The following is a 16,768-nucleotide window of genomic DNA, read 5'->3' as shown; positions in this document are numbered from 1 at the left end:
AATGGTAACCGTGATTACTATACTCCTAAAGGCGACAGTTTTAAAAAAGCATTTTCACGGTATCCGATTAAGTTCAGTCATATAAGCTCAACCTTTACCTCTTCAAGATACCATCCGATATTGCATTATAAAAGAGCACATAAAGGCATTGATCTCGCAGCGCCTATTGGAACTCCAATTCAATCAGTTGGTGATGGGGTCATTGCCAATATTGGTAGACACAATGGCTACGGGAATATGATTGAAGTCAAACATGATAAAACCTTCAGTACGCTATATGGACACATGCTTCGATTTGCCAAAGGCTTGTCCAAAGGCAGCAGAATTAAACGCGGTCAAGTAATTGGCTATGTAGGTCAAACAGGTCTGGCTACAGGTCCTCATTGCCATTATGAGCTTCATGTTCATAACCAACCAAGAAATCCAACAACAACCTACCTGCCTACAGCGTCCCCTGTTCCTGCGCGAGAAATGGCCCAATTTAAAGCGAAAGTGCGGAGTGTGTTTGCACGTTTGAAATCACTCGAAAAAACAAATTACGCCAGTAAAGGTAAAAGTAAAGGCAAGAAAAAAACAAGAATTGGATAGTTTTTAATGCAATTTTCTATTGAGTGACTCTGTACAATCACCCAAATAAATAACGGCAAACGAGCACAGAGGCAATGATTCCAGCAAGATCTGCTAATAAGCCTGCTGGAATGGCATGTCGTGTTCGGCGAATTCCTATAGAACCAAAATAAACAGCAATCACATAAAATGTTGTTTCTGTACTCCCCATCATCGTGGCAGCAACTTTGGCGACAAACGAGTCTCCACCATACTGATGAATCAATTCGGCCATCATTCCTGTTGAAGCACTTCCTGAAAAAGGTCGAATTAAAGCCAAGGGCAATACTTCAGGAGGCATACCAATCATGGCAAGAAGAGGAGCCAGCAGCTTGGCCATTAAACCAAAAAATCCTGAAGCACGCAGCATCCCAATAGCTACTATCATCGCGATTAAATAAGGAACAATGCTCAAAATCGTATCGAATCCTTGCTTGGCGCCTACGATGAATGCATCAAAAACGTTAATTTTTTTTATTGCAGCGTATAAAGGAATACCCACAATAAAAATTAAAAGCATCCAATTAGACAACTGATTAGCGAATCCACTCATAGGCTGTCTTTCCTTCCAACACGAAACATGGGTAATTTCGCTAATTGCTTTACGGCAATAATGGCAACTAAAGTAGAAACGATAGTGGCGATTAAAGAACTGATAATGACACTACTTGGATTAGTGCTACCATTTGCCGCTAAATATGCAATTGCGGTAGCAGGAATTAATTGCACGCTTGAAGTATTAATTGCTAGAAAAGTACACATGGAGTTGGTTGCAATTTTTGCATGCTGGTTCAGTGTTTGCAGCTCTTTCATCGCTTGCAATCCAAATGGAGTTGCTGCATTGGCAAGTCCCAACATATTTGCAGCAATATTCATAGTGATCGCCCCCATTGCGGGATGTTCTGTAGGAATATCCGGAAACAGCCGTCTTAAAATCGGTTTGAGAAGTTTACCTAATAAAGTCACTAGTCCTGATTCGGTCGCTATAGACATAATTCCAAGCCATAGAGACATGATTCCTGCCAAACCAAGAGCAATTTCAAAACCAAGTTTGGCTGAGTCAGTAACAGCACGAGCAACCTCATCAATCCGTCCTTCAATCACCCCAACTACTACAGAAATCAGTATCATTCCTAACCAGATTATATTGAGCATTCTTGCCTCCATACTCCGGAACAGGTTAAGATGTAGTCATTATTTGGCTTTAGACAGAAAAAACTGATGAAGTGCACACTTACTCCCTTAAAACATTTGATTTTTGTAACCTGCTTCCTCATTTCTTTTTTAAGTTATGCTTTTGACTCAAATACTACTGAGAAACAGGCTAACTCCTCAATAGAAGAACTATACCATAGACTACGCAGCATGCCGAATACTTCAATGCCTGATAGAATAGATTGGTTTAGTAGCCAATTTTTGGGTATCCCTTATTTACTTGGTTCTTTAGGAGAAGGTCCCAAAGCGCGCTATGATCAGTTTCCTAAATACCGTGTTGACTCATTCGATTGCGATACCTATGTCAACACGGTTCTGTCTTTAGCTTTAGCCAATTCACTAACCTCGTTTCAACAATGCATAAAAAATATGCGTTATAAAAATGGCCTCGTTTCTTATCTACAACGAAATCATTTTCAAGGCTTAGATTGGAATCAAAACAATCAGCAAAGCGGACTACTTAAAGACATTACCTTAACGATTAAAGATAAAAATAATCAACCAGTCGCCCAAATCGCTGAGGCAGTGATTAATAAACCTAATTGGTATGCCTATAAAACGGTTGAAACAATTAGACTAGAGGATGCCGATAAAGGAAAAGAAGAAGCGCGATTAGAAGAATTGAAAAAGAAAGGCGCTCGATTAGAAGTTACTTCAGAAAAAGTCCCTTACCTTCCCTTTACTGCCTTATTTCCCAAACATAATAAACCCGATATGTATTTATTTGCGCAAATTCCTCATGGTGCAATCATTGAAATTGTAAGACCAAACTGGGATCTAAGCCAAAAAATTGGCACTGCATTAAATATTTCACATTTAGGTTTTGCAATTAGACATGATGGACAATTGTATTTTCGGCAAGCTTCGTCAGAATATGGCAAAGTAGTTGAAGTACCATTAATTGACTATCTTGAAAAAGCGCTAAATAGTCCAACAATTAAAGGCATAAATGTTCAAATTGTTGTACCTACAAAACCCTTAACAGAGTGTAAAATGCCTGTTTAAAACCAAACTTAGTTTAGGTAAACTGCAAGTAAATTGTAACCTAGGTGAAGCATAGCAGTATCCGAGACAGCGGGATCTCCATCGGAAAACGAAACTATGGCGAGGAAATCCCTCGCTATGAATGATGGCGGTTTTCGCCATACTTCAGGCGGCACGAGACATTAGGATAATAAAAAATGAAATATCAATTAACACAAAACCCCACGTTATCAACCAGCGAATGTCTTGTACTTGGCGTATTTTCTGATACGGATTTGTCTGATTTTGCTCAGGCTTTGGATAAAGAAAACCACGGCCTAATTAGCAAGCTGATTCAGAAAACGTCTGAAGCTGGTGATATACAATGGCATCATAATCTGCATGGGACATTATTAATCATTCAATGCGGCGAGCAAGCTAAATTCAGCGCTTCGCAACTAAAAAAAAGAACCACTGAGATTACTGTAGCATTAATCAAGCATCGTGTTCGGAGTGCAACAATATGCCTCCCGCAAATAAGCCAATATTCCGCAGACTGGCAATTGGAACAAATGATTATTCAAATGGATAATCAGCGGTATCAATTACTGGATTTTAAAAAGAAAAAGGCAAAAGTCCATCAATTAGACTCTGTAACCTTTTATTTACCCAATGCCAGTGATGAGGGATTAAAATTAGGCCACGCCATCGCTGCGGGTGTGGAATTAACCCGTAATCTTGCGAACATGCCAGCTAATATCTGTACCCCGACTTATTTAGGCGAACAAGCAATACAGTTATGCAAAGAATTTGCACAAGAGATGAGTTGCAAAGTGATGGGGCCAGAAGAAATGCGTCAAATGGGCATGGAAACTTTATTGGCAGTCGCTCAAGGTTCAGCCCAGCCACCAAGACTTATAGACATACATTACAAAGGGGCAGAAAATACTCCCCCAATTATTCTAGTAGGCAAAGGAATTACTTTCGATTCAGGTGGTTTATCCATCAAGCCTGCCAATGCTATGGACGAAATGAAATATGATATGTCAGGGGCTGCTAGTGTATTAGGTGCTCTAAAAGCATGCGCGTTACTGAAGCTTCCCATTCATGTAATCGGCTTGATTGCCAGTGCTGAAAATATGGTAAGTGGTACTTCCGTTAAATCAGGCGATATTGTCACCAGCATGTCAGGACAAACTGTTGAAATTATCAATACTGATGCCGAAGGTCGCCTCGTATTAGCAGATGCGCTAACTTATGCAGAGCGGTATCAACCCGAATTCGTCATCGATGTTGCAACCCTTACCGGCGGCATTATTGTTGCATTGGGAACGGTAGCATCCGGTTTTATGACCCAAGATGAAGAATTAGCACAGCTCATCGAAAAAGCCGCTAAAGACAGCAATGATCGTGTCTGGCGTATGCCCTTGGATGATGAGTATCAAGATGCGCTTGATAGTCCTTTAGCCGATATGATCAATGCAAATTTTGATCGTACTGCAAGTAGTGTTACAGCTGCGTGTTTCCTGTCTCGCTTTACAGAAAAGTATCGTTGGGCCCATTTAGACATTGCCGGTACAGCCTGGGTTTTCGGTAAAAATCGTAATGCTACGGGAAGACCTGTTCCTTTATTAACTCAAATAATACGCCATGCCATTAATTCGCGTTGATTTTTACTTATTAGCGAGCGACCAGAACCATGCACGTTGGCTGGTTGCTTGTCGTCTTTTGGAAAAAGCTTATGCTAAAGGGCATAAAGTTTATGTCTTATGCAATAACAAGCAGGATGCTGAGATATTGGATGAGCTGTTATGGACTTTCAAAGAAGACAGTTTTATCCCACATAACCTACAAGGTGAAGGACCAGAACCACCGCCCCCAATACAAATTGGTTATGAAGGTGAGCCAAGAGGTTTTAATGATATTTTATTGAATCTTTCGAGTCATGTTCCTGAGTTTTACCGGAAATTTAAGCGCGTTATGGAAATCGTGATTAACGCAGAAGCGGATAAAGAACAGAGTCGCATCCATTATAGGGACTATAGAGCGAAAGGTTGCGAATTACATACGCATCAGATTGAAGTGAAGTAGTTTAGATTAGCACAACCTGGTTGCTTGCAACCAGGCTATAAAAATCATAAAGACCATTAATCCCAAAGCACATCTTTATCTTTTTTTATCGCAGCTTGCAGCAAACTTATTAAGGGAATAGCGCGCTTTGCTAAGCTTATTTTAGGTTCATTTTCTTCATCTTCCTCAGCAATTTTGTTTTCTTTGCTCAGCCCAGACTGTAACTTTTCCAAAGCCTCAGGAAGATTTTCTGCTTTAATCGCCCCTGGAACCGTACCACTATGCCCCATTAAAGAAAGCAGACTTTTAGCTACATCTGCAAAATAAGTAATATCTTCGTAAGCATCTGTATGAAACGTCACTAACATAAAATCTCCTTATTGGAATGATCGATGTCTTGTTGCATGGAACAAGACAACTATCCATAAACACGTAACAAATATTCTGCAACCGTACGCAATCCCATCGCTTCACCACCTTCAGGTTTGCCTGGTTTACTCCCTAAGTTCCAAGCCATAATATCAAAATGCATCCAGGGTATGGATTTGGACACGAAACGTTGAAGAAATAATCCAGCTACAATAGCGCCAGCATAAGGATGATCACTGGAGTTAGCCAAGTCAGCCACATTTGAACGAAGCAGCTCTTCGTATGCAGCAAATAAAGGTAATCTCCAGACAGGATCAGCTGCTTGATATGATGCTGCCGTCACTTCGGCAGCCAATTGATCCTTATTGGTAAATAAGGCCGCAATTTCGGTACCGACTGCAACCCTTGCCGCTCCTGTTAACGTAGCAAAATCAATCAGTAATTCAGGCTGCTCTTCGCATGCCTTGACTAAAGCATCAGCTAAAACTAAACGTCCTTCTGCATCTGTATTATGAATCTCTACGGTTAAGCCGTTACGAATGGTTAAGACATCACCTGGTCTAAATGCATCTGGTCCTATAGCGTTTTCTACCGCAGGTACAAGCATTTGCAAGCGCACGGGTAAATTACGAGTCATAATCCATTGCGCAAGGCCGATCACATGGGCTGCGCCCCCCATATCTTTTTTCATTAATCGCATGCCCGAAGCGGATTTAATGTCCAACCCCCCACTGTCAAAACAAACCCCTTTTCCAACCAGTGTAATACGAGGGTTTTTCTCATCCCCCCAAGTTAAGGACAACAAGCGAGGTGCTGATTTGGAAGCACGCCCAACGGCATGGATTGCTGGGAAATTATCTTTTAGTAATTCATCGCCAACCCATTGTTTAAATTGCCCTTCATGTGCTTTTGCTAATTGCTCCACTACTTCAGCTAACTGTTTGGGTCCTAAATCATTAGTCGGTTTATTTATCAAATCCCTCACTAAAAATTGCGCTTGGGTTAAGGCCAAAAGAGCATTCCAATCATCTGGGTGAACTACTAAAATACGCGGTTTTATCTCTTGTTTTTTATAAGCATCAAAACGATATTGTGCCAAAGCCCAATTCATTGTTGCTTCCTGAGAACATCTTCCTTGTACTTGATAAATATTCGGTGGGAGAACTAGTGCTGCATTAGCTAAAGCCTGAACCTGATTTCCATCTCCTGTACCAATATACGCTTTATCGATTAATCCATCTGCATTCTGCATAAAACAAGAGTCGCCTATTTTTCCTTGGAATTGATGCAAAGCAAGACAATTTTGTTCTGCAGGTGTAAACAGGCTCATCCCTTCTTCCCATTGATCTTGTGACATCAAATAAAGAGGAATAGCTCTATCACTCTGAGTCTCATAAAATAATCTTGCTTGCATTTTTTTATTCCTTCACTTGGCCACGAAAATGAGCGGGTCTGAGTCCGGTTAATCCCAAAACTAAAAGATATATTACCACAGCAACACCTACATGAGCGGATAATATGCCTAAACGCATTACTGGAGAAAACCCGAGCCAATAGCTGACTGTTCCACTCATTAAAATTAAATAGAGACTAATGGCTGCATTGGCTAAGAGTAATTGCATACAGTATTTTAACCATCCAGGGGAAGGTTTGAACACGCCACGTTTAATCAGTAGGATTAACAAAGTGCCGCAATTGACATAACCTGCTAATGCCGAAGCTAACGTCAAACCCGCATGAGCAAAGTGCCAAACAAATACAGAACATAATAAGGTATTAACCACCATCGAAATTGCACCCACTTTAACTGGGGTACTGATATCTTGTCGTGCATAAAACCCTGAAGCCAATACTTTTACCATCATAAAAGCAGGGACACCGGCTCCAAGAGTAATTAAACTTTTTTGTGTCTGAATCACATCATAAGCAGTAAATTTGCCATAAGCAAAACAACTTGAGATCAGAGGTAAAGCAAATAAACACAACCCCAGACCTGCTGGCACTCCTATGAGTAAAATAGAACGCAGTCCCCAATCCAACGCACTTGAAAACTGGCTGATACTTTGTTCCGCATGCCTCCGAGATAAATGTGGGAGAATCACTGTTGCAATCGCCACGCCAAAAACACCTAATGGGAAATCAGTGAGACGATCGGTGTAATACAACCAAGACACGCTACCAACTTTTAAAAAGGATGCAAAAATACTGTCGACCATTAAATTAAGTTGAGCAATAGAAACACCAAATAAAGCGGGGATCATGAGCTTTAGAACTTTATTAACCCCTTCATCATTTCTCACTAATCTAGGCTTTACCAATAAATTGCGTTGATGCAAAAAAGGGATTTGAAAAAGCAATTGCGCAATACCGGCAATCAACACTCCCCAAGCCAATCCTACAACGGGTCTTGGCAAATGAGGACATAAATAAAACGCAGCAAGAATCATACAGATATTTAATAATACGGGCGTAAATGCAGGAATGGCGAAATAACCATAGGTATTTAATACCGCTCCAGCCATGGCTGTTAGCGAAACCAACATCAAGAATGGAAAAGTAATACGCAACATTTCTGTTGCCAATACAGCACGGCTGCTGTCATGGCTAAAGCCAGGGGCAAATAAAAAGATTATCACGGGTGCGGCAAATATTCCGATTAAGGTAACAACACTCAGAATTGAACCCAGATATCCGGCAATGCGTGCAATGAAAACACGCACATCATTCGGAGAGCGTGTTTTTTGATATTCAGCAAGTACAGGAACGAAAGCTTGCGCAAAAGCTCCTTCTGCAAAAAGACGGCGCATAAAATTAGGGATACGAAACGCCACAAAAAAAGCATCCATCCCTGCTTGAGCACCAAAAAAATTGGCAAGCACCATATCACGTATAAAACCGACAATACGTGAAATGAAGGTCATGACTGAAACCAAGGTCGTTGAGCGTAGCAAACTCTGGCGTTTAGGTACCATAATTTCTGTTTCTGTTGCTGACATAATTTTTATGCATGAAATAAGATACCTTATGATATACCTAAATGAATTAATTTTCATAACCTAAATATGAGGTATAAGACTTTAAGATATAATTCCTAGAGGCATTGGTTCCATATTGATCAATTGATTATGCATAAAAATAAGACATATCGCAATAGAGAGAATCAATTTCTACTTTAGAAACAAAGAAGTCTATTGACAAATTCTGACTCATTGTGCATGATCACCATCTTTTGTACCGTCTGAATGAGTGGAGATTTTTAAGTGGCAAATATTAAATCAGCGATCAAACGTGCTCGCCAAAACGTAAAATTACGTCAACACAACGCCAGTGCACGTTCTATGTTCCGCACTTACATTAAAAATGTGATTAAAGCTGTTGAATCAGGTGATAAAGAAGCCGCTCATGCTGCCTACACCAAAGCACAACCAGTTATTGATAAAGCAGCTGGTAAGGGTTTAATTCATAAGAATAAAGCTGCTCGTATTAAAAGTCGCTTAGTAGCTCGTGTTAAATCAATGGCTGCTTAATCCTTTAATTGGCTCGCATCGAACTGGCCATGCCAGTTCGACCTTCCTTTCCTTGTTCTACATAATCATCCTAAAGGATGGTGATCTGTCTTTTAAACAATCGAATTAAGTATGCATTCAAGATAGGCTATGAGATTGTTCCTTAATTCAAGTCGACTACTTCACCAGGATTTACCAGATAAACCAGGGCAAAATTCATTAAGAAAAATATAAACTTTCGTTAACAAACGGGTTGAGCGCTCGCATAAGAGTCAGTATGTGCGAGAATTCTTGCTCTTGCATTTAATATGTCGTCCATTAATGTTTCATGTAAATCAAATGATTGCAATACTTTCAGCAGATGCCTATTGGCTTTCAAAATGTTAATAATTTGACCTGCCACGAGTTCATCTTTAGGATAAGGTAATAATCGTTCTAGGGCACCATCAAGAAGTCGATTTTTATTTTCAATTTCAGTTTCTATTTTATCAAGATCATCCAATGAAGTCGTTTGCTGAAGAAGCGCTTTAAATACCTCTTCCTGGTTCACAAGTAATGCTGCAATGGGTTTAAGCTCTTTTAATTTTGTAATGAAAAGTAATAAGGCTGTTCTTTGTTCGTCGGATAACCCAACTAATGATTCTTGCATGCTTAATGATTCATTTTTGTCGGCAACACTTTGTGCCGCAAGCGCTGTATAATTGAACAGGATGATGACGTGTTTAAGATTAGGTTGTGAGGCCAATTGCACCATCACTTTTGACAAGATCTCTTGATCTGCTCCTGTTATGAGTTCAGACAAAAATTGATGAACATTTTTTTCCTCATTAATTAATTTTTGAACAACAATATCAAACTCTTGTTTTGTTTTTACCGTATAAAGTTCATTTTGAAGCGCATTCAATTTATTAAAAAAATCTCCAGATCTTGCTTCGGCTGCAACAAAATTTCCAATAATTCGGTTAACATCCTTCCTTTTATCTTGAAAAAGTCTACCCATTTCTATTTCCTCAATTGATTAGGCTGAGCTTAAGGTCTAAATGCAGCCTGTGCCTCTGTTATAGAGACTGCCTTACTTTTTTTTACGCTTTCATTTTCTTTTTGCAAGATATTAAGAAACGAAGCGTAAATAGATTTTCCAAATGCTGCACCAAACTTTGCTTTGCTAGGTTCTGTCTCATGAGGTAACACCTCCATTTCTTCTGTTTTTGCTCCGTTATCACCTTGATCTGCTACTCCTACCTCATGTGCTTCAATTAAACTCACACTGTCTGTAATAACCTTTTTTGGAATAGCTAATCTTTTTTTTGCATCATCAATAATAAATGCTTTTGCTTTTTCCACGGCAGCTTGAACACTATACGCCCACTTTGGAACATCTGGTAGCTCTTTTTTAAGCTTATCATCCCGACCTGGACTCACTTGGTATCGACTTCCTTTAATTTTACTCGAATCAGTTATTTCAGGAGTAAGTCCTCTGCTTCCACCTATCTTTCTAAACTCCACAAGCTCATTATATTCGTGATCAACTTTCTCTAATAAGACACCTAGTTTTTCCGTAGTTAGACCTTCTCTAACAATCCGCTCTATTTCCTTTCTTGCTTTTTCATAATCTACTTTTAATTCAGACAGATTAATTCGACAAGGTTCTTGTTGATGCGCAAATAACTCCAGCTCAATCACATCTTCTAGATCTAATTTTTGTGCAGGATCATTAAAATATTCCTCCTCAAGTGAAGGTCCACTGCCCTCCTTTGCCATCCATTTTTTATAAAACTGTGCAAATTGCTCACAAATCGCTTCAATTTCACCTTCTTCAAAAAATTCTTGGTAAATTTCCGTTGAGGCAAGACCAAACAGGTGTTGATTAAACTCTATTGGTGTATAAGACTTATTATCTTTTAATCGATAATGATTATGATTTTGCCAAAATTCAGCTTTAAGATGATGCATTAATTTGCCGTGGAGCTCGTCGCTGCCTCTGAGATATAAGTCGCATCCCCCCTCTACCTCTTCTCTTTGAACTTTGGACGCAGCATTAAATAATTTATCTCTAAATTCCTGAGGGAACTGGTCCAGTCCATCAGTAGTCCAAAAGTACCACGTTAAAGTAAATCCTTTAACCTGGACTGCCACTTTGACTTCAATTTTTTCACCCTCATCCCTAATTTCATAGACTATGCCTTTGGTCAATCTGAATTTAAAGCCTTCTTCATTAAAGTCTTTTTCTCTCTTTCTGTATTGGGCTTTATTACCTGATGCAACAAGGAGTTGAAGTTCCTTAGTTTGTTTCGTATCTGTATATGAAGTCACTTTGGGGACGGTATGTTTTTTTTTTAAAAAAACAAAAAAAGGGTTTGGCATAATGAACCACCATCAATTATAAATACAAAAAAACTCCAGATTGAGCCCGCATTTTAACTTGTGACCAAAATACAAGCAATCGTTAATTGTATTTATAATTGATAGACACAGATCTATTTTTCCACTTAATAAACAGCAAGTTAGGTATAGAACTTAAATTGATAAGAATATAACTTAAGGATTGCTACAACCCATACCATTTCTCCTCTCATCATCCTGTAGACACCGATCCTCTTTATCTTGAAGCGCTGCTTTTTCTTCATCCATAGAAACGGAGGGTGCTACAAAAAAATGTTGGCCCCTACCCCAGTTATTTTTTTCCAAAAAAAAACAAGAATCCAGTGTAGCGGGGCTTGCTTTTAGTTGCTGACCATTAGTTTGAGTAAGCCAGGTTACCTGTTTATGATTAAGAGAATAAACTTGAGCTAACTCTTCAATAAAAATTAATTTCGTATCGTCAGTTAAAGACAGCAGCATTGCAACTGCTGATTTAGAATCAGCTAACTTATTGATGACATTACGCAGGCCTGTTTTCAGAGTTACATTTTTAACTTTTTGAAGTGTATTTATTAAAAGTACTAAGGGTGAAACAGTATAATCGCCTATAGTACTTGCAGGTGCATGATGAGTAAAAGCATCACCTAACTTTTTAGGGTCACTCTGAATAAAATCAATTAAAAAATCATTAAATAGGGCTACTTGATGTTGATGGTCGATTGCAGCGCGCATGGCTCGTACGAGCATCATAACTCCGTTTATATCAGCATGCTCCCCAGTTTCAATAGGGTGCAATAATGATAAAGTAACTTTGCCATCTGTATTGCTCTTCCACACTTGATGCACTACATGCATTAAAACGCTTACCGCCTCTGAGTTTTTATTGAGGTAGGCAGCGGAAATAAGTGAAAGGAGAATAATGTGCAGAGCATTTTTCCCTTTATAAGGACCTTGTTCATGAGTCTTGCATAAGGCATCGCTTAACTCTTTAGGAAGAATTCCATTCAAATCAATCAAAATATCACCAATCATTGGTGTTACCTTGGGTTGATTCTCTACAGCGTTCTTAATGGCGCCGACCAAAACATAGACGCCGCTTTTTCCCTTGAAAGAACCATATGATATTTCTTGAGTCAGGGAAGTGCTTAGAATAAGCGGAGATTTTTTAACGAAACTTCTCAATAAATTGGCAATTAATTCAGCTGTAGGCTGACTTTCAGAAACCTCAGCAACATTTGCCAAAGCACGAGCCAGTACGAGAATTGCGTTTTTTCCCTTCTCACTCCCTTCTTTGATGTTTTTTGTCACCAGATCAGAAAATTCGTCACCCTTTTCCGCTAGTAACTGACTAAAAATATAATTAATGGCTATGACCACTGAGGTATTTCTGGGGTCATAAGTTGCGGAAAAGAGATTGTCCATCCACGCATAAGCAACAGTTTGTCCTGCAAATGTTCCACTAAGCGTTTGCTCAAAGATTAACATTAAACTATTTGAATCTTTTTCCAGTTGGTAAAAAAAAGAACAAATCTGTTGTGCCGCTTCAGCATCATAGGTATTTACAGCACATTGAAGTGCGTAAGTTAGCCAATAGGAAAAATTACTTTCCAGTAGCACGCTGGAATTAGGAGACTCCGCTACAAAATGATAAAGCTGAGCAATCAACCACCTTAGATCATCTTTCTCAAGCACCGGCGAGTGGTCACCTTGATACTTATCTAATGGGATAGTTAAAAAATCTGATCGGAATAGATCTTGAGGATCACCCATGTAAATATGACCTAAAAATATACAGCATTAATTTTTATTATGATACCATATGAATTTATATACAAGAAAGTTTATTGAACTACGCGATTTTATTGTTTCAATGAGGATTCAGTGTAACTGTTTTTAAATTCAGAACAGTTACACTTTAATAACAATTATGCAATTGAGCTGACAGTCAAACGAATGTCCTCGTCATTTTCTAAATAATTTCGTCCTATTATCTTACATATATTTTTCTTATCTTCTATTGATAAATAAGATACTAACGCCTCAGGCTCATTGTAATCCACCTCATCCTTTCTCATTTTAAGCTCGCGCCCCTTAACCTCCTCAAATAAAGACTCAAAATCAATTGTCCATTGATCTACTATTGCCATATAAAGAGAGTTGAACAACATATTAGCTTGATGAATTTTATCTTGTAATTTTTTTTCCTCGCTACTTTTGGGTAAGGAAAATAGGGAAAGAGCGAAGCCTTGCCAACCTGATTTTTTCGTTTCATTTTTAGGTTCAATAACGGCAAACGCTTTATAACAGGCAATAATTTGCTGAATTAAATCATCTTTATATCTCCGCAACACTTTTTCTTTTTCTGGATCTTCTATCGGAAAAAGGGCATTCCGTATTAACCACTCCAAACGCTGTAACCGGCTCACGATAAGTTTGACTTCCTGACAGTATTTTTCATCGATTTTAAATAGGCCTACACTATCCTCTGATAACACGTCACAGTGCTGGGGCGGCACACTCCAATATAATTTCACTTCTTTATCTTGTTTTTGATCCCGATAAAATACTTCTTTACCTGATGCCTTTTTATGTGTACGTAATGGACCCTCACTATGCAATAGAATAGGCTCTAAACCAGAAATAAATCGAGGCAGTGATGAGCTCTTAAATGGAGCAAGCTGTTCTTCGGTTAGGATACCTTCTAAAAGGGAAACTGCCCTAGTTTTACAGGTATTGGAATTTTCAAGGGTGGGTACAGGGAACCCAAATGCATATCCAAAAAATTGCATCTTCCAAAAACCCAATGATAAATGAAAATCAAAAGGTTTCAGTCGGGATGGGCGGCCTTCTATTTTTGCCTTTGTCTGTTCGATTTCAAAAATTTGTTTGGAATAAGCCTCTTCCCGGTAAATTCTTCCTGGCCTTTGAGGATCTACTTTGAAATTTTGGCCATCACCTACCACTTCACGAATAGCCGACTCTTGTTCTGCAACTGCAGTAGTGCATTTCTTTTGTAACGCTTCGAACTGTTGTTGCGTCAGCTCAAAGGTTTTTCCATATAAGCCATGACCTAGATGCATGTAGCGAACTTCTTCATTGATCAGCATCCCGTGATTGCCTTTGAGATCAACATCTAAATGATAATTCCTTTTAAATTGTTCAAAACGACTGCTTTTATCTCCCGTACTGGTAACACCATAAAAACCCCAGGTTTCAACGACTTCCAGCAGCTGATTGCTTTCATTCAATTTGGACAGAAAAAAGGAACCATGCCAAAATGGATTTCCACCTACAGTATGATCAAATACGCAAAAAGTTACTGTATATTTCATCTCAACATCCCCTGTTATTTGTTAGACATTCCGTTAAACAACTAGATGAATCAAAGGATATTTTGAGTAAAAATTTAAAAAGATGCAAGAATTTGTCCCATATAAAAAGGGGAGCGACTGAAATCCGTGGCTTTTATAGCCACTTGATTTTCAAATGAACGATTTAACGACATCATCAATAGCTTGAGCAAGAGTTTCAAAATGAGAGATCGCTTTTCTAATTTTATTTTTGAGATTTGTCCAAAATTTCTCTATGGGATTTAAATCAAGGAGGACTTCCATCCTAAAAACTGCTATACCCCAGATTCACAACCAGTTCATCATAAGCCAGTGCTGATGATGCGCTCATACGATACTAAACTAAAGAAAGAATGCAGTATCCCTTTCCATAGCATAAAAAATTATCCCTTCTAAATCGATCTCTTTTCTGGAGTTAATCAATTGATATGTTCTATTATCTGGAACTAAATTAGTATTACTTGAAATATACGCTTGTACATGACTCGACGTTTTGTTTTGGAAGATCCCGATCACTTTTTTAATTGATCAAATTATGTCTGAGTTATGATTTATACAAGAAGGACAATATAAAAAAATTGATTTTTTATATGCAACAATGAAGAAACGTGAATGACAAAAGTTTAATAAATAGAAGCTAATCGTTTTAAAGAAAATTCAAGTAAATAAAAATGTGCTTTCTTTAATGATATTCAGGAGTATTTAATGGAGGTAAATACGATGCGTACCGCATTTATAGGTCTGGACTATATTATTGATATTATGCATCCACAAGGCAAAATAGCGCGTTCAGCCGCGCATGCCCAAGAGCGTGATATAATAAAAAAGGTAAATAAAGTTCTTGAAATTGCAAAATTAAGGAATTGGTTAACCATTATGGTGAAAGTGGGTTTTAGTGCGCATTATACGGAACAACCAAAGCATTCGCCTATCTTTGGTAAAGTACATGTGTTGGATGCTCTAAAACTTGGCTCTAAAGGAACAGAGTTTCATCCTGAACTACTGATTGGCAATAGTTTAATAATGGTCAAACCAAGAGTGAGCGCATTTTATGGTACTGCACTTGATGCGGCGCTACGAGCAAACCAAATTGAACGAGTAATACTGGGAGGAGTCAGTACTTCCTGGGCAGTGGAAAGCACCGCTCGCGATGCTCATGATCGTGATTATAAAGTATGTATTGTTGAAGACATTTGTGCGGCGGCGAATCAGGAGGAACATCAATTTTCTATCCAATTAATGGAAAAAATAGCGCAAATTGTCACAGTAACTGAACTAAAAGGTATCTAATGCACGTTTTTTCCAAGACGATACAAGCATTAAAAGATGAAATTCAGATATGGTCTTTGCTGCGAGGTATCTTTGTATTGTTCCCCTTTGCCCTTCTTTATTTGATTACCAATAACTCGATTTGGCTTCAGTCTTCTGTTTTAACTATATCAACGCTTATTGTAGAGGAACGACTTGAGCTTACTGCATTAGGGGTATTGCTTCATGGTTGCATGATTGTTGTAATGTTTTACTTACTTTTTTTAACCCAGCTTATGCCAGTGCTGTATATTGTCTCCTGCACCCTCGCTGCTACGACAGTAATTTTGGTTACGATAAAGGGCGAGAAGCTGCGTCCTTTAGGGAGTTGGACTTTTATTCCTGCCATTATTCTTGCTACAGAATTTGCTGCGGAGACTAATCATACAGTGATGTTACATCAGGCTCCTCAATTTTTACCCTATCTGTTGATTGCATTAGTCCCTACGTTATTGCTTGCCCAATTCGATGAAATAAGCACATATTATAAAAAACGTAAGAGTCATTATCACCCATTGCGATTAGGCGGTTTGAATAATCTTGGAGAGCAAAATCCTTATGTTGAAAGCATGATTGCTATGGCAATCGCCGTTTGTATTTCAGCATTTTTGGTTGAATATTTTCAGATGCAAAATGGGCAGTGGATGATTTGGGGGACTGCCAGTGTCGTTACTGGAAATGTAATGACAACGCCACAAAAATTGAGTCAACGTGTTATTGGTGTATCACTAGGTGTTCCCTTAGGTATTTTATTCGGATTTATTATTCCAAGCACGCCTTTTGCTTTGACCTTTGCCATTTGTGGCATTTTCTTAACTTTAGTTGCCTTCCGTCGTTATGTCATTGCATATTCTTTTCGTTGTTTCTTTGTTGCAACAACAGTGATGTTAGTCACGCATTCAGCTAGCGTTGCATCAGAACGCTTGACGCATGTTATATTAGGTGGGCTCATAGGGTTCGGTTCAGTTATATTCTGTCATTTTGTTCACCTTGCCCAATCACGTTGTGCGAAAAAATAAA

The 16,768-nt window shown here is 38.7% G+C and carries 16 protein-coding genes (1 of these 16 cut by a window edge); 7 read left to right on the top strand and 9 right to left on the bottom strand.

From position 1 onward, the window contains the following. On the top strand, positions 1 to 588 hold the final stretch of the coding sequence (locus ACF8MK_RS09030; RefSeq protein ID WP_392536370.1) for a peptidoglycan DD-metalloendopeptidase family protein. 903 nt of this gene lie to the left of the window's left edge; only the last 588 of its 1,491 coding nucleotides appear in the window; its start codon lies beyond the left edge, outside the window; it ends in the stop codon at positions 586 to 588. 37 nt (positions 589 to 625) lie between these two features. Here the strand turns inward: ACF8MK_RS09030 and ACF8MK_RS09025 are convergent, their stop codons facing one another. Next, the gene (locus ACF8MK_RS09025; RefSeq protein ID WP_392536369.1) at positions 626 to 1,159 is read right to left on the bottom strand and encodes a spore maturation protein; all 534 of its coding nucleotides are present in this window, start codon (positions 1,157 to 1,159) and stop codon (positions 626 to 628) included. Continuing rightward, complete coding sequence (locus tag ACF8MK_RS09020) at positions 1,156 to 1,761, bottom strand: nucleoside recognition domain-containing protein (RefSeq protein WP_265703465.1); 606 nt, start codon at positions 1,759 to 1,761, stop codon at positions 1,156 to 1,158. Before ACF8MK_RS09020 ends, ACF8MK_RS09025 begins: the two co-directional genes overlap by 4 nt. Positions 1,762 to 1,827: 66 nt before the next feature. On the opposite strand from ACF8MK_RS09020, the gene ACF8MK_RS09015 reads away from it, so the two are divergent. The 3 genes from ACF8MK_RS09015 (at position 1,828) to ACF8MK_RS09005 (ending at position 4,875) form a co-directional block, all read left to right on the top strand. After that, positions 1,828 to 2,826 (top strand): N-acetylmuramoyl-L-alanine amidase-like domain-containing protein, encoded by a 999-nt coding sequence (locus ACF8MK_RS09015; protein WP_392536368.1) that lies wholly within the window; start codon positions 1,828 to 1,830, stop codon positions 2,824 to 2,826. 176 nt (positions 2,827 to 3,002) lie between these two features. Beyond that, positions 3,003 to 4,454, top strand: a complete 1,452-nt coding sequence (locus tag ACF8MK_RS09010; RefSeq protein ID WP_392536367.1) for a leucyl aminopeptidase — start codon at positions 3,003 to 3,005, stop codon at positions 4,452 to 4,454. Then, positions 4,435 to 4,875, top strand: coding sequence for a DNA polymerase III subunit chi (locus tag ACF8MK_RS09005; RefSeq protein ID WP_392536366.1), 441 nt, complete (start codon positions 4,435 to 4,437; stop codon positions 4,873 to 4,875). Before ACF8MK_RS09010 ends, ACF8MK_RS09005 begins: the two co-directional genes overlap by 20 nt. Before the next feature lie 56 nt (positions 4,876 to 4,931). Here the strand turns inward: ACF8MK_RS09005 and ACF8MK_RS09000 are convergent, their stop codons facing one another. Genes ACF8MK_RS09000 through murJ form a run of 3 tightly spaced genes read right to left on the bottom strand, consistent with a single transcriptional unit; the run spans position 4,932 to position 8,219 of the window. Beyond that, complete coding sequence (locus ACF8MK_RS09000) at positions 4,932 to 5,222, bottom strand: DUF1840 domain-containing protein (RefSeq protein ID WP_392536365.1); 291 nt, start codon at positions 5,220 to 5,222, stop codon at positions 4,932 to 4,934. 50 nt (positions 5,223 to 5,272) lie between these two features. Continuing rightward, positions 5,273 to 6,637: a leucyl aminopeptidase family protein gene (locus ACF8MK_RS08995; protein ID WP_392536364.1), complete on the bottom strand. Its 1,365-nt coding sequence runs from the start codon at positions 6,635 to 6,637 to the stop codon at positions 5,273 to 5,275. A 4-nt stretch (positions 6,638 to 6,641) separates the two neighbouring features. Then, entirely contained in the window at positions 6,642 to 8,219 is a 1,578-nt protein-coding gene (gene murJ / locus ACF8MK_RS08990) for a murein biosynthesis integral membrane protein MurJ (protein ID WP_392536363.1), read from the bottom strand. A gap of 264 nt (positions 8,220 to 8,483) precedes the next feature. Here murJ and rpsT point away from each other — a divergent pair, with 264 nt between their 5' ends. Beyond that, entirely contained in the window at positions 8,484 to 8,750 is a 267-nt protein-coding gene (rpsT, locus tag ACF8MK_RS08985; RefSeq protein ID WP_028381062.1) for a 30S ribosomal protein S20, read from the top strand. A 220-nt stretch (positions 8,751 to 8,970) separates the two neighbouring features. On the opposite strand, the gene ACF8MK_RS08980 is transcribed toward rpsT, so the two are convergent. The 4 genes from ACF8MK_RS08980 to ACF8MK_RS08965 form a co-directional block, all read right to left on the bottom strand. Then, positions 8,971 to 9,729: a hypothetical protein gene (locus ACF8MK_RS08980; RefSeq protein WP_392536362.1), complete on the bottom strand. Its 759-nt coding sequence runs from the start codon at positions 9,727 to 9,729 to the stop codon at positions 8,971 to 8,973. A gap of 29 nt (positions 9,730 to 9,758) precedes the next feature. Further along, positions 9,759 to 11,093, bottom strand: a complete 1,335-nt coding sequence (locus ACF8MK_RS08975) for a hypothetical protein (RefSeq protein WP_392536361.1) — start codon at positions 11,091 to 11,093, stop codon at positions 9,759 to 9,761. 174 nt (positions 11,094 to 11,267) lie between these two features. After that, complete coding sequence (locus tag ACF8MK_RS08970) at positions 11,268 to 12,860, bottom strand: hypothetical protein (protein ID WP_392536360.1); 1,593 nt, start codon at positions 12,858 to 12,860, stop codon at positions 11,268 to 11,270. Positions 12,861 to 13,015: 155 nt separating this feature from the next. After that, positions 13,016 to 14,422, bottom strand: a complete 1,407-nt coding sequence (locus ACF8MK_RS08965; protein WP_392536359.1) for a hypothetical protein — start codon at positions 14,420 to 14,422, stop codon at positions 13,016 to 13,018. A gap of 723 nt (positions 14,423 to 15,145) precedes the next feature. On the opposite strand from ACF8MK_RS08965, the gene ACF8MK_RS08960 reads away from it, so the two are divergent. Both ACF8MK_RS08960 and ACF8MK_RS08955 read left to right on the top strand, forming a co-directional pair. Next, positions 15,146 to 15,730 carry a cysteine hydrolase family protein gene (locus ACF8MK_RS08960; protein WP_392536358.1) on the top strand — a complete coding sequence of 195 codons (585 nt, stop codon included), beginning with the start codon at positions 15,146 to 15,148 and terminating at the stop codon, positions 15,728 to 15,730. Beyond that, positions 15,730 to 16,767 carry an FUSC family protein gene (locus ACF8MK_RS08955; RefSeq protein WP_392536357.1) on the top strand — a complete coding sequence of 346 codons (1,038 nt, stop codon included), beginning with the start codon at positions 15,730 to 15,732 and terminating at the stop codon, positions 16,765 to 16,767. Before ACF8MK_RS08960 ends, ACF8MK_RS08955 begins: the two co-directional genes overlap by 1 nt. Position 16,768 lies beyond the last annotated feature (1 nt).

Origin of the sequence: Legionella sp. 227 (assembly GCF_043161935.1) — a bacterium.
GTDB classification, from domain to species: Bacteria; Pseudomonadota; Gammaproteobacteria; order Legionellales; family Legionellaceae; genus Legionella; species Legionella sheltonii.
The sequence above is the reverse complement of the archived record's forward strand: the minus strand, read 5'-3'. Positions and strand labels throughout refer to the sequence as shown.

What these genes read in the sequence shown, in the direction of transcription:
- ACF8MK_RS09025 (WP_392536369.1), bottom strand. Translation starts at nt 1,159, where the DNA reads ATGAGTGGATTCGCTAATCAGTTGTCTAATTGGATGCTTTTAATTTTT.
- ACF8MK_RS09020 (WP_265703465.1), bottom strand. Translation starts at nt 1,761, where the DNA reads ATGCTCAATATAATCTGGTTAGGAATGATACTGATTTCTGTAGTAGTT.
- ACF8MK_RS09015 (WP_392536368.1), top strand. Translation starts at nt 1,828, where the DNA reads ATGAAGTGCACACTTACTCCCTTAAAACATTTGATTTTTGTAACCTGC.
- ACF8MK_RS09010 (WP_392536367.1), top strand. Translation starts at nt 3,003, where the DNA reads ATGAAATATCAATTAACACAAAACCCCACGTTATCAACCAGCGAATGT.
- ACF8MK_RS09005 (WP_392536366.1), top strand. Translation starts at nt 4,435, where the DNA reads ATGCCATTAATTCGCGTTGATTTTTACTTATTAGCGAGCGACCAGAAC.
- ACF8MK_RS09000 (WP_392536365.1), bottom strand. Translation starts at nt 5,222, where the DNA reads ATGTTAGTGACGTTTCATACAGATGCTTACGAAGATATTACTTATTTT.
- ACF8MK_RS08995 (WP_392536364.1), bottom strand. Translation starts at nt 6,637, where the DNA reads ATGCAAGCAAGATTATTTTATGAGACTCAGAGTGATAGAGCTATTCCT.
- murJ (WP_392536363.1), bottom strand. Translation starts at nt 8,219, where the DNA reads ATGTCAGCAACAGAAACAGAAATTATGGTACCTAAACGCCAGAGTTTG.
- ACF8MK_RS08980 (WP_392536362.1), bottom strand. Translation starts at nt 9,729, where the DNA reads ATGGGTAGACTTTTTCAAGATAAAAGGAAGGATGTTAACCGAATTATT.
- ACF8MK_RS08975 (WP_392536361.1), bottom strand. Translation starts at nt 11,093, where the DNA reads ATGCCAAACCCTTTTTTTGTTTTTTTAAAAAAAAAACATACCGTCCCC.
- ACF8MK_RS08970 (WP_392536360.1), bottom strand. Translation starts at nt 12,860, where the DNA reads ATGGGTGATCCTCAAGATCTATTCCGATCAGATTTTTTAACTATCCCA.
- ACF8MK_RS08965 (WP_392536359.1), bottom strand. Translation starts at nt 14,422, where the DNA reads ATGAAATATACAGTAACTTTTTGCGTATTTGATCATACTGTAGGTGGA.
- ACF8MK_RS08960 (WP_392536358.1), top strand. Translation starts at nt 15,146, where the DNA reads ATGGAGGTAAATACGATGCGTACCGCATTTATAGGTCTGGACTATATT.
- ACF8MK_RS08955 (WP_392536357.1), top strand. Translation starts at nt 15,730, where the DNA reads ATGCACGTTTTTTCCAAGACGATACAAGCATTAAAAGATGAAATTCAG.